A 14,188-nucleotide genomic window follows, 5' to 3' on the forward strand; every position below is an offset into this window, starting at 1 on the left:
GCGGCTAACCAGCACACGATGGCGTTGATCACTTGCTTGCACCCAAGAAGTGATCCCATTTGCCTGACGAGATTGATCCGATGACCAACACCATCACCCTGCCCGCTACCTTGGCCAACAGCCTGCGCTCGCAGCCCGACTCCTCCGGCCATTTCGGCTCCTTCGGCGGCCGCTATGTCGCCGAAACGCTGATGCCGCTGATCCTGGAGCTGGAGAAGGTCTATAAGGAAGCCCGGCAAGACCCCGCTTTCGAAGCCGAATTCGCCGAATTGCTGCGCAGCTATGTCGGCCGCCCCAACCCGCTTTATTATGCGCAGCGCCTGACCGAAGCCCTCCGCGCCGAAGCCCCGGCCGGAAAAGGCGCGAAAATCTACCTCAAGCGCGAGGAACTGAACCACACTGGCGCGCACAAGATCAACAATTGCATCGGCCAGGCGCTGCTCGCCCGCCGCATGGGCAAGAAGAAGGTGATCGCCGAAACCGGCGCGGGCCAGCACGGCGTCGCCACCGCGACCGTCGCCGCCCTGTTCGGCATGGAATGCAAGATTTTCATGGGCGCGAAGGATGTCGAACGGCAAAAGCCCAACGTCTTCCGCATGAAACTGCTCGGCGCGGAGGTGATCCCGGTCGTCTCCGGCTCGCAAACCCTCAAGGACGCAATGAACGACGCCCTGCGCCATTGGGTGTCGAACGTTCACGACACTTTCTACATCATCGGCACGGCGGCAGGCCCGCACCCCTATCCCGAACTGGTCCGCGACTTCCAGTCGATCATCGGCCGGGAAGCCCGCGAACAGATATTGGAACTGGAAGGCCGCCTGCCCGACATGCTGATCGCACCGGTCGGCGGCGGCTCCAACGCCATCGGCCTGTTCCACCCCTTCCTGGACGATGCCGACGTCAAGATGATCGGCGTCGAAGCGGCGGGCGAAGGGCTGAATGGCAAGCACGCCGCTTCGCTGGCTGGCGGCAAGTCCGGCATCCTCCACGGCAACCGCACCTATCTGCTCCAGGACGAGGACGGCCAGATCACCGAAGCGCACAGCATTTCGGCGGGTCTCGACTATCCCGGCATCGGCCCGGAACATAGCTGGCTGCACGAAATCGGCCGGGTCGACTATATGCCGATCACCGACGACGAAGCCCTGGCCAGCTTCCAGAAGCTCTCCGCGCTCGAAGGCATCATCCCCGCCCTGGAATCCGCCCACGCGGTCGCCAGCGCGGAAAAGGTCGCGCCAACGCTGGACGCGGACCAAATCCTCATCGTCAACCTCTCCGGCCGCGGCGACAAGGACATCTTCACCGTGGCCAGCGCCCTGGGAGTGGAAATATGACCGCTCCGCTCTGCGCACCCACCCCACACCCGTTCGGGCTGAGCTTGTCGAAGCCCTCCACTTCTCTTCAGGCTCCGGGCGAACGGATGTTGGGAATTCATTGTGACCGCTGACCGCCTCGCCACCCGCTTCGCCGCCTGCAAATCGCGCAGCCGCGCCGCCCTCATCACCTTCGTGACGGCGGGCGACCCGACAGCGGCCGACACCCCCGCGATCCTCGACGCGCTGGTGGAGGGCGGCGCCGACATCATCGAACTCGGCATGCCCTTCACCGATCCGATGGCGGACGGCCCGGCGATCGAACTCGCCAACCTGCGCAGCCTGGGTTCCGGCACGAAGACGAAGGACATCTTCGCCCTCGCCGCCGCCTTCCGCGTCCGACACCCGGACATCCCGCTGGTGCTGATGGGCTATGCCAACACCATGCTCGCGCGCGGCCCCGACTGGTTCGCCGACCAGTGCAAGGCCGCAGGCGTCGACGGCGTCATCTGCGTCGATGTCCCGCCGGAGGAGGACGCCGAAATCGGCCCCGCCCTGCGTGCAGCGGGCATCCACCTGATCCGCCTCGCTACCCCGACCACCGACGCGGCCCGCCTGCCCGCCGTGCTGAACGGCGCCAGCGGCTTCCTCTACCATGTCGCCGTCGCGGGCATCACCGGCAAGCAGCAGGCCGCGCAAGCCGCCGTCGAACAGGCCGTCGCGAAACTCAAGGCCGCCACCGACCTGCCCATAGCGGTCGGTTTCGGCGTCCGCTCCGCCGATCAGGCCGCCGCCATCGGCCGCGTTGCCGACGGCGTGGTGGTGGGTTCGGCCATCGTCGACATCATCGGCTCGCACGGCAACGCCGCCGCGCCCTTCGTCAAGGATTTCGTCGCCGCCCTGCGCGACGCCCTCAACGCCAACAGCCCTCATTTCCGGGAGACCGCCGCATGAGCTGGATCAACCGCGTCCGCAACGCGCTGCCTTTCATGGCGAAGAAGGAAACCACCGCCGAAACGCTGTGGCACAAATGCCCCTCCTGCGCGGAGATGATCTTCATCAAGGAATGGGAAGATAATCTCTCGGTCTGCCCCCGCTGCGACCATCACGGCCGCATCGGCCCGTCGGAACGGTTCGAACATATACTCGACGCCGGATTCATCCTGCTCCCCACCCCGCAGGTGCAGGAAGATCCGCTCAAATTCCGCGATTCCAAACGCTATCCCGACCGCATAAAGGCCGCCCGCGCCGCCACCGGCGATCAGGACGCGCTCATCAACGCGCGCGGCGCGATCGACGACGTGCCGCTGGTCATGGGCGTCCAGAATTTCGCCTATATGGGCGGCTCCATGGGCATGGGCGTGGGCGCCGCTTTCATCCAGGGCGTCAACGAAGCCATCGCCCATAAATGCCCCTATGTGATCTTCACCGCAGCCGGCGGCGCCCGCATGCAGGAGGGCATATTGTCCCTAATGCAGATGCCCCGCTCGACCGTAGCGATCCGCAAGCTCCACGCCGCGGGCCTGCCCTATATCGTTGTCCTCACCGACCCGACGACAGGCGGCGTCACGGCCAGCTACGCGATGCTGGGCGACATCCAGATCGCCGAACCCAACGCCCTCATCGGCTTCGCGGGCCAGCGCGTCATCGAAAGCACCATCCGCGAGAAATTGCCGGAGGGCTTCCAGCGCGCCGAATATCTGCTGGAGCACGGCATGCTCGACATGGTGGTCCACCGCACCGAACTCCGCGACACGCTCGCCAGGGTGATCGGCTACCTCACCCCCCGCGCCGCCGCGTAAAAAGCCATGCCCGACCATGCCGTATCCGACGACCCCGGCGTCCAGGCCCAGCTAGACCGCCTCGCCACCCTGTCGCCCGGCGCCGACATGCTGGGGCTGGAGCGCATCACCCAGCTCCTTGACCGCCTCGGCAACCCGCACCGCGCCCTGCCGCCGGTCTTCCACGTCGCGGGCACCAACGGCAAGGGCTCCACCTGCGCCTTCCTGCGCGCCGCGCTCGAAGCGGACGGCCGGAGCGTCCACGTCTTCACCTCCCCCCATCTCGTCCGCTTCAACGAACGCATCCGCCTGGGCGGCACCCTCATCTCCGACGAAGCCCTCGCCGCCTATCTCTCCCGCGTCCTCGACGTGGCGGAGGGGATCGGCGCCAGCTTCTTCGAAGTCACCGCCGCCGCCGCCTTCCTCGCCTTCGCGGAACATCCCGCCGACGCCTGCATCGTCGAAGTGGGCCTGGGCGGCCGCCTGGACGCCACCAACATCATCGAAAAGCCGGTCATCTGCGGCATCGCCCAACTCGGCCTGGACCACCAAAGCTTCCTCGGCGACACTCTCAAGGAAATCGCCGCCGAAAAGGCAGGCATCGCCAAGCCCGGCGCGCCCCTGGTGACGCAACGCTACGCCGACGCCCTCTTCCCCGTGATGCTGGACGCCGCCGCCCGCAACCGCACCCAATGGTTCGCCATGGGCGAAAGCTGGGACGCCGCCGCCTATCGCGACCGCCTCCATTATCGCGACGATCAGGGGCATATCGACGCCCCGCTGCCCCGCCTGTCCGGCGCGCACCAGATCCACAACGCCGCCCTCGCCTTCGCCATGCTGCGCCATCAAAACGTCGTCCCCGTCAGCGAAGCCGCGCTCAAGGCCGCCCCCCTCTGGGCGCACTGGCCCGCCCGCCTGCAACGGCTGGACCATGGCCCCCTCCTCGCCCCGCTGCCCGAAGACGCCGAAGCCTGGCTGGACGGCGGCCACAATGCCGGGGCGGGCGAAGCGATCAGCGCCTTCTTCACCAGCGAACGGCTGGAGGGGCAAAAACTGGACCTCATCATCGGCATGCTGTCGAACAAGGATATGGAAGCCTTCCTGCTCCCCTTCGCGGGCCGCATCGCCCATATCCACGCCGTTCCGGTCCCCGGTCACGACCACCACCCGCCGGAGCGATTCGCCGCTATCGCCGACCTTTGGGGCATCCCCTGCACCGCCCATGAGGGGCCTGAGGACGCCATTGCCGCCGTCGCCGCCCACGCCAATCCCGCGTCAAAGCTGCTGATCGCAGGCTCCCTCTACCTCGCCGGAGAGATTTTGCGGCTGAACGGTCAATTTCCCGACTGAATTTTCTTGCGATTGACTCGCAATAGCGTACCTTATGCCTGCAACGACAAGGCAGAAGGTACGAACGCATGGCGCACGGACAGCCCACCCTCGATCAGCCCCGCCCCCTCCCCGGCGGCTACGGCAACCGGTTGTTCCTCTATGTCATGCGCCGCATGGCGACGGCGGGCGTCAACGACGCCCATGCCGCCAACGCCATGCTGGGCGCGTTCGGCCGCAGCTATCGCCGCCCACTGGTGCTGATGCGCGCCATGATGCTGGAACTGGCCCGCACCTCCAGCCGCAAGATATTGATCGCCCCCTGCTGCTGCTCCCGCATGACATCCGACGAAGCGCTGATGATGCAGGCCATCGGCGGCGCCCTGCGCAGCCCCCGCGCCGCCTATGACGATGTCGCCGCCCTGCTCGGCAACGATCATGCGCTGGGCGCGCTCACCTGCCTGCAAGCCGTCGCCCAGGCCCATAACGACCTGGGCCGCCCGCTGGACCTCTACGCGGCGGGCTGATCGCTCGCCGCCGTCCCGACACTGGCGTCGATCAACCCCGCCCGCATCATCAGCCAGAACAGGACGATCCCCGGCACCGCCAGCGCCGTGGTCAGCAGGTAGAAGTCGACATATCCGAACCGCTCGATCATCGCGCCCGCCGTGGTCCCGGTCAGGAACCGCCCGACGATGCTCGCCGCCGCCGAAATCAGCGCATATTGGGCGGCGGTAAAGCGCAGGTCGCACAAGGCGGAGAAGTAAGCGACCACCGTCACCCCACCGATCCCGCTGGCGAAATTCTCGAACCCGATGGCCCCCGCCATGCCCCAATTGCTCTTCCCCAGCGCCGCCAGCAGCGCGAAGCTGAAATTGGACACGCCCATCAGCAACAGGCTGACCAGCACCGACCGCTTCATCCCCAGCCGCGCATAAAGCACGCCGCCCACGAAAATCCCGATCAGATAGGCCCAGAAACCGATCCCCACGTCGTAGATGGCGATCTCGTCATTGCTATAGCCCATATCGTCGAACAACAGGCGGAAGGTCAGGTTCGCCAGCGTATCCCCGATCTTGTGCAGCAGGATGAACAGCAGCACCAGCCACGCCCCGCGCCGCCGGAAAAACTCGACCAGCGGCCCGGCAATCGACTGCCACACTTCACTCATTCCACGCCGCGCCGTCGGTTCGCGATGCCGCTCCGGCTCGCCCAGCACCAGCCCGGTCAGCATCGCGGGCAGGGCAAAGACCGCGCAGGCCAGATAGGCCCCATGCCACCCGATCCGCGCCGCCAGCACCAGAGCCAGCGCCCCCGCCGCGACCGACCCGATCCGCCAGCCATATTGCGACATGCCCGACCCGACGCCCAGTTGCTCCGGCTTCAAAGTCTCGATCCGATAGGCGTCGATCACGATGTCGAACGTCGCCCCGGCCGCCCCGACCAATATCGCCGCATAGGCCGTCTGCAACAGCCCCGTAGTGGGATCGACCAGCGCCAGATTGGCCACCGCCGCCATCACCAGCAGCCCCGCGACGATCAACCACGAAACCCGCTGCCCCAACCGCCCGATGACGGGCAGACGCACGCCATCGACCACCCAGGCCCAGAGAAATTTCAGATTATAGACGAGGAAAGCGAGAGTGAAGGCCGTCACCGCCTTCTTGTCGATCCCATCCTGCGCCAGCCGCGTCGTCAACGTCGCGCCGATCATCGCATAGGGAAAACCCGACGAAATCCCCAGAAAAAAGGCCCCCAAAGGCGCCTTCTGCACATAGGGCTTCACCGCATCCAGCCAGCCCCCTGCAATCTCAGTCATAAATGCGATGGCCCCGATGGTCGTTCCTGACCACCATATGACCAAAGCCCACCCAAACAACCACCAAAAAAACCTTCTCCCTTGAGGGAGAAGGATACGCAGCCTTACTCGCGCAGCGAGTTAGGCGAAGTTGGATGAGGGGGGATCGAACCTCTCGACCAATCCCACGCTCACCCCAAATCCCCAAACAAATGCAACCCATCCGGAAAGCGCGGCAATTCCTTCCCCCGCAACAACGCATCCACGACCGCCACCGCCCCCAGCAGATCCCGCGGCGCATAGGGCTTGGCCAGACATCCCAAAGCCATCTCCCGCGCATCCACCGGACAAGCCCCGGTCACGAACAGCACCGCCACGCCCCGCCCGGCGGCAAAGCGCGCCAGATCGATCCCGGTCCGCTCGCCATGCAGCGTCACGTCCGCGATCACCAGATCGACGCTCTCTTCCTCGATCACGCTGACGGCATGGGCATAATCATCGACGGTCGCGGCCACCCGATAGCCCGCCGTCTCCAACACATGTTCATTGTCGAATGCGACCAGCGGCTCATCCTCCACCACCAGCACGGTGCGAATGGCCTTGCGGCGTCCGCCAGCCCCGATTTCCCCTTTTACCAGCCCGAAAAACATTTGCCGATCCGCCCCATTTGCGCCATTCAGCCGACCAACGCGTGGCGCCCGTACAGGGTTTCTCATATCTCGGCGCACAGGCGCCCGGACAGCACCATTCGTCACTAACTGGCATGTCTGATATGGGTGTGCCGTCCCGTTTTGAAAAGGAACTCGTCGTTGGAACCGCCAAAAAAATCTGGACCGCCGCGCCGGTCAGGCCCCGGCGGTCCCAGGCGTCCCGGCGACTTCAAAACAGGCGGCCCAAACCCCTCCGGTTCGCGCCCGGCCCGCCCCCCATTCAGGAAGGCGAAGACCGCCCCCGCCAAACCCGCCAACCCGCATCCGGCCCGCGCAGCCGCCGCCGCCAGCGGCAAGAACGAACCGCAGCGCATTGCGAAACTGCTCGCCCGCGCAGGCGTCGCTTCCCGGCGGGAGGTCGAACGGATCATAGAGGAGGGGCGCGTCACGCTGGACGGTGAAGTCGTCACCACCCCGGCAACGCTGCTGATCTCGCTTCACGGCGTCGCCGTCGACGGCGTCCCCATCGCCGCACCCGCGCCCGCGCGCCTGTTCCTTTTCCACAAACCGTCCGGCTTCCTCACCACGGAACGCGACCCACGCGGCCGCCCGACCATCTATGACAAGCTGCCCGCCGACCTGCCCCGCGTCATGCCGATCGGCCGCCTGGACATGACGACCGAAGGGCTGCTGCTGCTCACCACCGATGGCGAATTCAAGCGGCAGATGGAACTCCCCTCGACCGGCGTGCCCCGCACCTACCGCGCTCGCGCCTTCGGCGAAATCAGCCAGAACCAGCTCGAAGACCTGTTCGAAGGCATAGAGATAGACGGCATCCGCTACGGTCAGATAGAGGCCAATCTGGAACGCCGCACCGGCCGCAACCAGTGGATCGAAATGACCCTGACCGAAGGCAAGAACCGCGAAGTCCGCCGCGTCCTCGAACATCTCGGCCTTCAGGTAAGCCGCCTGATCCGCACCAGCTACGGTCCCTTCCACCTGGGCGAACTGCCCTCCGGCGCGGTGGAGGAAGTCCGCCAGCACGACCTCATCGTCTTCCGCAAGGGACTGAAAATCCCAAAACCCTGAAGACCCTCCGTTCGCCCTGTTCAAACGAGTCACTTGCCTCGTTTGAATGTCGAAGGGCTTTTCTTTCTTCCAGCGAGCCACCCCATGAGAATCATATCAGGCCAATGGCGAGGCCGCCCCCTCACCGCCCCGAAGGGCGACGCCACCCGCCCCACGGCGGACCGCACTCGCGAAACCCTCTTCTCCATGCTGTTGAGCCGCCTCGGCTCGTTCGAGGGGCTGGCGGTAGGCGATTTCTTCGCAGGCTCCGGCGCGCTGGGCTATGAGGCGCTCTCGCGCGGCGCGGCAAGCTGCATCTTCGTGGAACAGGACCGCGCCGCCCTCGACGCGATCCGCGCCAATGGCGACAGGCTGGGCCTCCGCCCCGACATCCGCCAGAGCAGCGTCCTGTCCCTCGGCCCGGCGAGCAAGCCGCTGGACCTGATCTTCATGGACCCGCCCTATAATAGCGGCGCGGGCATGGTCGCGCTGGACAAGCTCAGCCGCCTGGGCTGGACCGGCCCCGCCACCTGGATCAGCATCGAAACCGACCGCCGCGAGGATGTCGAAGTCAAGGGCTTCACCGTCGAATCCAGCCGCGACGTCGGAAAAGCCCGCCTGACCCTCCTAAGAGCCGCACCCTAAACTCCCTCTCCCCACCGGAGAGAGGGCTGGGGAGAGGGGGCTGCGCAACGCCGCAAGCGCAACGCAACGCCCACCCCATCAAGCCGCCTCGGCATCCTCATAGGCCTGCGCTTCCTTGCCAATCAGGATATTGGCCAGAAACCAATAGGCCTGCCCCCAGGCGTCCAGCACGGCATCAGTCGCCACCTCGGCCCCCAGCACATCCCGAATGGCCGGCAGCAAGGCTTCCGCCACCTTGGGATAATGCTCCGCCTTCACCCCGGTCTCGACATGCCGCTGCACCATCCGCGCCACCGCGCCGTCCAGCGCCTGCAACCGGTCGATATTCTCCGCATAGCCCAATATCGCCGCAGCCAGCCGCTTGGGCTGCTCGCCGCTTTCCTGCGCCGCCTGGTCGAACATGTCCTTGATCGACGCGTCCTCAAACAACCGCGCATACATGGCCGTCGTGATCTCCACCCCATGCTTGCGCAGCGCGGGCGCGGTAGCCTTGACGATGGCAATGGTGTCGGCGGTCAACTGGGTCATTTATGCACCTTCCTTCTGGATTCGATCCTCCGGGAATCGATAAAGGTGCATTTACGTTGCATCTTTTAAAATGTAAATAGAATGAATGTTTGAAAATCCACCCCCGTTCACCTAACCAATTCGTTCATGCAATTGACCCGCCACACCGACTATGCCCTGCGCGTCCTGATCCACCTCGCCGTGGCCCCCTCCGGCCGCGCCACCATCCCGGAAATCGCCGACGCCTACGGTCTTTCGCGCAATCATCTGATGAAGGTCGTCCACCATCTGGGACAGGGCGGCCTGCTCGACACCCAACGCGGCCGCGGCGGCGGCTTCACCCTCGCCCGCCCTCCCGAAGCGATCAGCATCGGCGAAGTCGTCCGCTTTTCGGAACCCGACATGAACATGGCGGACTGCGGTTCCTGCGCCCTGCGCACCGCCTGCGGCCTTTCAGCCATATTGAAGGCGGCCACCGCCGCCTTCCTCGCCGTCCTCGACCAGCATAGCCTGGCCGATGCGGCACGGGAAAAGGCCGGGCTGGCGGCCATCATCGCCGCCCTGCCCAGCCCCGCCGCCGTCAGCGCGCCTTGCGCTTAGATTTACCCGCTTCCCCCCGATTGATGCAGCTATCCTGCACGGTCTTGCTGCACAGCGGATAATCCTTCTGCTCGGCCGGCGGCGGCGTCATATTGCCGCCCACCGTCGCGGGATTGGCGGAACTGCCCACGGGAGCCGACGGATCACGCGGCACTCCGGGAGACGCGGGCTGCATCCCCGTATCCGGCGGCACCGCGCCCGTAGGCTGCCCCGCATTCGGATCTGCGGCCGGCGGCGGCGTGGCCGGCGTCGCAGGGGTAGCCGGAGCAGTGCCCGGCTCGGCCGGAGAAGCCGGCGTGGCAGGCGTAGCGCCCTGATCAGGAGGGGGCGGTGCACTCGTAGCGGGCGGCTGCGTCGCACCAGGCGCACCTTGCGCAATCGCAACGCCGGTAACACCGGTGCCGAAGGCCAATATGGCCGCACCCGCCAACAGGATCGATTTCATCGGGATCATCCTTTCCTTGTTCTTGCCCCGTTCTGCCATCTGGGCTGAAGGGAAGAACCGGGGCCAAGGCGTCAGCGTTCCGATGATGGCGACGAACCGTTCCCGGCGCGCCGCCAGACGATCCTGTTGTTAACCCCCGCTATTGGGCAACCGGTCGAACTTCGGCAGTTCATGCACCTTGCCCATCCACGGAAGGGCCTCCACATAATGAACATGAACGGCCGGGGGGAGCGCCGCCTCATCATCCAGGGTCGCCGTCTGGATATCCACCATGCCGGGATAGGATGCGGTGTTCCGCCAGAACAACCCCGTCCCGCAAGTACCGCAAAAGTCGCGCACCACATCCTCCGATGACTGGTATCGCACCGGATCGCCGGTCACCTTCAACCGCCCTTCGGGGAACATGGCCCAGCCCACCATCGGCGCGCCCGCGCTCTTCCGGCAATCGGCGCAATGGCACAATGCGCTGAAAAATGGCTCTCCCACCGCCTCATAATGGATTGCCCCGCATCGGCACCGTCCAGTGATCATGTGCTTTACCCCTTGCATGATTCGCCTTTTGTTCTCATAAATCCCCCGAAGCCGCAAGGCCTCTCGCCCTTGCTCCCCGCCGCCGCCCGCCCTAGTTGTGAAACCATGACCCTGCCCGCCCCCTCGCCCGACGATCCAGCCTATTTGCAGGGCCTCAACACGCCGCAGCGGGAAGCCGTGCTGACCACCGAAGGCCCGGTGCTGGTGCTTGCCGGAGCGGGCACGGGCAAGACCGCCGCGCTCACCGCCCGCCTCGCCCATCTGATCGCCACCCGCCGCGCCTGGCCGTCGGAAATCCTGGCCGTCACCTTCACCAACAAGGCGGCGCGGGAAATGCGCGAACGCGTCGGCCGTATGATCGGCCCGGCGGTGGAGGGCATGCCCTGGCTGGGCACCTTCCACGCCATCGCCGCGAAGATGCTGCGCCGTCACGCCGAACTGGTCGGCCTGCAATCCAACTTCACCATCCTGGACACGGACGACCAGCTTCGGCTGATGAAGCAGTTGATCCAGGCCGAAGGGATCGATGAAAAGCGATGGCCCGCCCGGCAACTGGCCGGCCTCATCGACCAGTGGAAGAATAAGGGCCTGATCCCGGAGGAGATCGGCGCGGGCGAAAGCGAAGCCTATGCCAATGGCCGGGGCCAGAAGCTCTACGCCGCCTACCAGTCCAGGCTGCGCGACGTGAACGCCTGCGATTTCGGCGACTTGCTGCTGCATGTGCTGGTCATATTGAAGCGCCACCGCGACGTGCTGGAAAGCTATCAGCAGCGTTTCCGCTACATCATGGTGGACGAATATCAGGACACCAACTCCAGCCAATATCTCTGGCTCCGCCTGCTCGCCCAGACGCGCAAGAATATCTGCTGCGTGGGCGACGACGACCAGTCCATCTATTCATGGCGCGGGGCGGAAGTCGCCAATATCCTGCGCTTCGAAAAGGATTTTCCCGGCGCGAAGATCGTCCGCCTCGAACAAAATTACCGCTCCACCCCCCATATCCTGGGCGCGGCGTCCGGCGTGATCGCGGAAAACGGCAATCGTCTGGGCAAGACGCTCTGGACCGACATCGACGTGGGCGAAAAGGTCCGCGTCATCGGCATATGGGACGGCCCGGAGGAAGCGCGCCGCGTCGGCGACGAAATCGAATCGATCGAACGCAACGGGGGATCGCTGGACGAAGTCGCCATCCTCGTCCGCGCCCAGCACCAGACCCGCGAGTTCGAAGACCGCTTCATCCAGATCGGCCTGCCTTATCGCATCGTCGGCGGCTTCCGCTTCTACGAACGGGCCGAAATCCGCGACGCGCTGGCCTATCTGCGCCTCGTCAACCAGCCAGCCGACGACCTCGCCTTCGAACGGATCGTCAACGTCCCCAAACGCGGCCTGGGCGACAAGGCGGTCGAGAAACTCCACCGCCTCGCCCGCGCCGAAAGCATACCGCTGGCCCTCGCCGCCGCCCGCATCCTCGACACGGATGAGATGACGCCGCAGGCCCGCCGGTCGCTGGGCGCCTTCATCGGCGACCTCGCCCGCTGGCGCGACCGCGCCACGCAATTGCCCCATGCGGAACTCGCCCGGCAGATATTGGACGAAAGCGGCTATACCGCCATGCTCCAGGCCGAGCGTACCGCCGAAAGCGCGGGAAGGCTGGAGAACCTCAACGAACTCACCCGCGCCATGGAGGAATATGAGACACTGGGCGCGTTCCTGGAACATGTGTCGCTGGTCATGGACAATGAAGCGCAAGCGGACGAACGCAAGATCACAATCATGACCATCCATGCCGCCAAGGGCCTGGAGTTCGACACCGTGTTCCTGGCGGGCTGGGAAGAAGGCATTTTCCCTTCCCAGCGCGCTCTGGACGAAGGCGGCCTCAATTCGTTGGAGGAGGAACGCCGCCTCGCCTATGTCGCGATCACGCGGGCGCGGAAAATGTGCCTCATCCTCCATGCCGCCAACCGCCGCATCTATGGCCAGTGGACCAGTTCCATCCCCTCCCGCTTCGTCGGCGAACTGCCGCCCGAACATATGGAGGAGGAAAGCAGCATGTCCGGCGGCGCCTCGCTCTGGCGCGCCAACTGGTCGGAAAAAGCCGATCCCTTCGCCAATGTCCAGCGCGGCAGCGGCCGCGGCCCCGGCTGGCAACGCGCCCAGCAAAGCGGCCAGTTCGTGAAGGAACCCGTCCGCATCGTCGAAGCCCGCGCCTCCGCCGTTTCGCTGGGCAACAAGGGCCGCGATGACATGAGCGTCGGCCTGCGCGTCTTCCACCAGAAATTCGGCTACGGCACGGTAGCGGAGATTGAAGGCAACAAGCTGGAGATCGATTTCGAAACCGCAGGGCGCAAGCGGGTCATGGACAGCTTCGTTCAGCCGGCATAGCGCGCCACTACAAGTCCATCATTAAGTTCTCGCCATCGCGAGAAGGCCAATATTGGGTGGAAAACGGACCTATCCTATTCCTCCCCATCGTTAGATGGGGAGTTGAACGGAGTCACGCGCCTCCGTTCAACAGCGCGAAGCGCTGACGGAGGGGAAGATGCGCAGGTCGCGCCCCTTCCCCTCCACCAGCCTTCGGCCGGTCTCCCTCCCCACGCTGCGCGCAGGGAGGAATTCAACCAGCCACAGACCAACAGACCCGCGACTAACAATATCAGGGGGAGACAGCACTTGCCTGCACTCAGGAGTTTGGGAAATTGGTGGAGCCTAGCGGGATCGAACCGCTGACCTCCTGCATGCCATGCAGGCGCTCTCCCAGCTGAGCTAAGGCCCCATCGTTGCGCGGCATCATACCGCATCCCAATGGATCAGGCCACGTCCGGCATCAAAACCGTCGGCCTTATGTCTGGACATCCTTTGCGCAGCATCTGGGCGTGTTGATCGAGATTGGGAACAACCTCGCCACACCCCTCGCTTGCGCTCGGGAGTTTTTCGGGAAAATGTCCCCCGGACATTTTCTGTTCCCGAAAAACTGGTGGAGCCTAGCGGGATCGAACCGCTGACCTCCTGCATGCCATGCAGGCGCTCTCCCAGCTGAGCTAAGGCCCCGTTTTCCAGTGTCGGCGCCGTTGGGGCGGCGCCTCGGAGGCCGCTGCCATTAGGTGGCGGCGAACTCCTTGGCAAGCACAAAATTCAATTAATTGTCGTCGTCGCCATCGTCTCCGCCAGCGTCGACGCCCAAGTCGTCGTCGCCGCCCAGATCGACGTCATTATCCGGCGAATCGCCGTCGTCATCCACGTCCAGATCCAGGTCCAGATCGTCGTCCGCCGTCTCATGCTCGCCGTCGGCGGTTTCGATGACCTTCTTGGGCGCTTCCTCATAGGGCAGCGGCTGCTTCGACTTCAGCACCGGTTCGGGTTCCCAGGCGGTGCCGCAGTTGATGCAGGTGACCGGGTCATCCTTGCCCAGGTCGTAGAAGCGCGTGGCGCATTTCGGGCAGGTACGCTTCGTGCCCCATTCAGCCTTGACCATGTCCGGCCTTGTCCTTCTTGCGAGTGCTCAAAACAGAGATTACGCGGCA

The 14,188-nt window shown here is 65.0% G+C and carries 15 protein-coding genes and 2 tRNA genes; 9 read left to right on the forward strand and 8 right to left on the reverse strand.

Annotated elements, in window-relative coordinates:
• Nucleotides 1–80: 80 nt before the first annotated feature.
• The 5 genes from trpB (at nt 81) to BV95_RS04100 (ending at nt 4,950) form a co-directional block, all read left to right on the forward strand.
• A complete protein-coding gene (trpB, locus tag BV95_RS04080; RefSeq protein WP_037447784.1) occupies nt 81–1,334 on the forward strand; it encodes a tryptophan synthase subunit beta in 1,254 nt (417 codons plus the stop codon).
• 102 nt (nt 1,335–1,436) lie between these two features.
• Nucleotides 1,437–2,267: a tryptophan synthase subunit alpha gene (trpA, locus tag BV95_RS04085; RefSeq protein ID WP_037447787.1), complete on the forward strand. Its 831-nt coding sequence runs from the start codon at nt 1,437–1,439 to the stop codon at nt 2,265–2,267.
• Nucleotides 2,264–3,115 carry an acetyl-CoA carboxylase, carboxyltransferase subunit beta gene (accD, locus tag BV95_RS04090; RefSeq protein ID WP_037447790.1) on the forward strand — a complete coding sequence of 284 codons (852 nt, stop codon included), beginning with the start codon at nt 2,264–2,266 and terminating at the stop codon, nt 3,113–3,115. The genes trpA and accD overlap by 4 nt, the downstream gene beginning before the upstream one ends.
• A 6-nt stretch (nt 3,116–3,121) precedes the next feature.
• Nucleotides 3,122–4,444 (forward strand): bifunctional folylpolyglutamate synthase/dihydrofolate synthase, encoded by a 1,323-nt coding sequence (locus BV95_RS04095; protein WP_037447794.1) that lies wholly within the window; start codon nt 3,122–3,124, stop codon nt 4,442–4,444.
• A 68-nt stretch (nt 4,445–4,512) separates the two neighbouring features.
• The gene (locus BV95_RS04100; protein WP_037447797.1) at nt 4,513–4,950 is read left to right on the forward strand and encodes a DUF6628 family protein; all 438 of its coding nucleotides are present in this window, start codon (nt 4,513–4,515) and stop codon (nt 4,948–4,950) included.
• Here the strand turns inward: BV95_RS04100 and BV95_RS04105 are convergent.
• Nucleotides 4,935–6,242, reverse strand: a complete 1,308-nt coding sequence (locus tag BV95_RS04105) for an AmpG family muropeptide MFS transporter (RefSeq protein WP_037447799.1) — start codon at nt 6,240–6,242, stop codon at nt 4,935–4,937. The genes BV95_RS04100 and BV95_RS04105 overlap by 16 nt on opposite strands.
• Nucleotides 6,243–6,412: 170 nt before the next feature.
• Nucleotides 6,413–6,871, reverse strand: a complete 459-nt coding sequence (locus tag BV95_RS04110) for a response regulator (protein ID WP_037447802.1) — start codon at nt 6,869–6,871, stop codon at nt 6,413–6,415.
• Between the two features lie 159 nt (nt 6,872–7,030).
• On the opposite strand from BV95_RS04110, the gene BV95_RS04115 reads away from it, so the two are divergent.
• Nucleotides 7,031–7,960, forward strand: a complete 930-nt coding sequence (locus BV95_RS04115; RefSeq protein ID WP_037447805.1) for a pseudouridine synthase — start codon at nt 7,031–7,033, stop codon at nt 7,958–7,960.
• An 84-nt stretch (nt 7,961–8,044) separates the two neighbouring features.
• Entirely contained in the window at nt 8,045–8,584 is a 540-nt protein-coding gene (gene rsmD / locus BV95_RS04120) for a 16S rRNA (guanine(966)-N(2))-methyltransferase RsmD (RefSeq protein WP_037447807.1), read from the forward strand.
• A gap of 78 nt (nt 8,585–8,662) precedes the next feature.
• On the opposite strand, the gene BV95_RS04125 is transcribed toward rsmD, so the two are convergent.
• The gene (locus BV95_RS04125) at nt 8,663–9,112 is read right to left on the reverse strand and encodes a globin domain-containing protein (protein WP_037447810.1); all 450 of its coding nucleotides are present in this window, start codon (nt 9,110–9,112) and stop codon (nt 8,663–8,665) included.
• Between the two features lie 126 nt (nt 9,113–9,238).
• On the opposite strand from BV95_RS04125, the gene BV95_RS04130 reads away from it, so the two are divergent.
• Complete coding sequence (locus tag BV95_RS04130) at nt 9,239–9,691, forward strand: RrF2 family transcriptional regulator (RefSeq protein ID WP_037447813.1); 453 nt, start codon at nt 9,239–9,241, stop codon at nt 9,689–9,691.
• Here the strand turns inward: BV95_RS04130 and BV95_RS04135 are convergent.
• Both BV95_RS04135 and BV95_RS04140 read right to left on the reverse strand, forming a co-directional pair.
• Complete coding sequence (locus tag BV95_RS04135) at nt 9,672–10,136, reverse strand: hypothetical protein (protein ID WP_037447937.1); 465 nt, start codon at nt 10,134–10,136, stop codon at nt 9,672–9,674. The two genes, BV95_RS04130 and BV95_RS04135, sit on opposite strands and share 20 nt — an antisense overlap.
• Nucleotides 10,137–10,265: 129 nt before the next feature.
• Nucleotides 10,266–10,667, reverse strand: coding sequence for a GFA family protein (locus BV95_RS04140; RefSeq protein ID WP_037447815.1), 402 nt, complete (start codon nt 10,665–10,667; stop codon nt 10,266–10,268).
• A gap of 105 nt (nt 10,668–10,772) precedes the next feature.
• On the opposite strand from BV95_RS04140, the gene BV95_RS04145 reads away from it, so the two are divergent.
• Entirely contained in the window at nt 10,773–13,049 is a 2,277-nt protein-coding gene (locus tag BV95_RS04145) for an ATP-dependent helicase (protein WP_037447821.1), read from the forward strand.
• A 315-nt stretch (nt 13,050–13,364) separates the two neighbouring features.
• Here BV95_RS04145 and BV95_RS04150 read toward each other — a convergent pair.
• The 3 genes from BV95_RS04150 to BV95_RS04160 form a co-directional block, all read right to left on the reverse strand.
• Nucleotides 13,365–13,440 (reverse strand) — tRNA-Ala (locus tag BV95_RS04150).
• A gap of 199 nt (nt 13,441–13,639) precedes the next feature.
• A tRNA-Ala gene (locus BV95_RS04155) sits at nt 13,640–13,715 on the reverse strand.
• An 88-nt stretch (nt 13,716–13,803) separates the two neighbouring features.
• Nucleotides 13,804–14,139, reverse strand: coding sequence for a TIGR02300 family protein (locus tag BV95_RS04160; RefSeq protein WP_013846613.1), 336 nt, complete (start codon nt 14,137–14,139; stop codon nt 13,804–13,806).
• Nucleotides 14,140–14,188: the final 49 nt, after the last annotated feature.

Source organism: Sphingobium chlorophenolicum (assembly GCF_000722875.1).
In the GTDB taxonomy this organism is placed as follows: Bacteria; Pseudomonadota; Alphaproteobacteria; order Sphingomonadales; family Sphingomonadaceae; genus Sphingobium; species Sphingobium chlorophenolicum.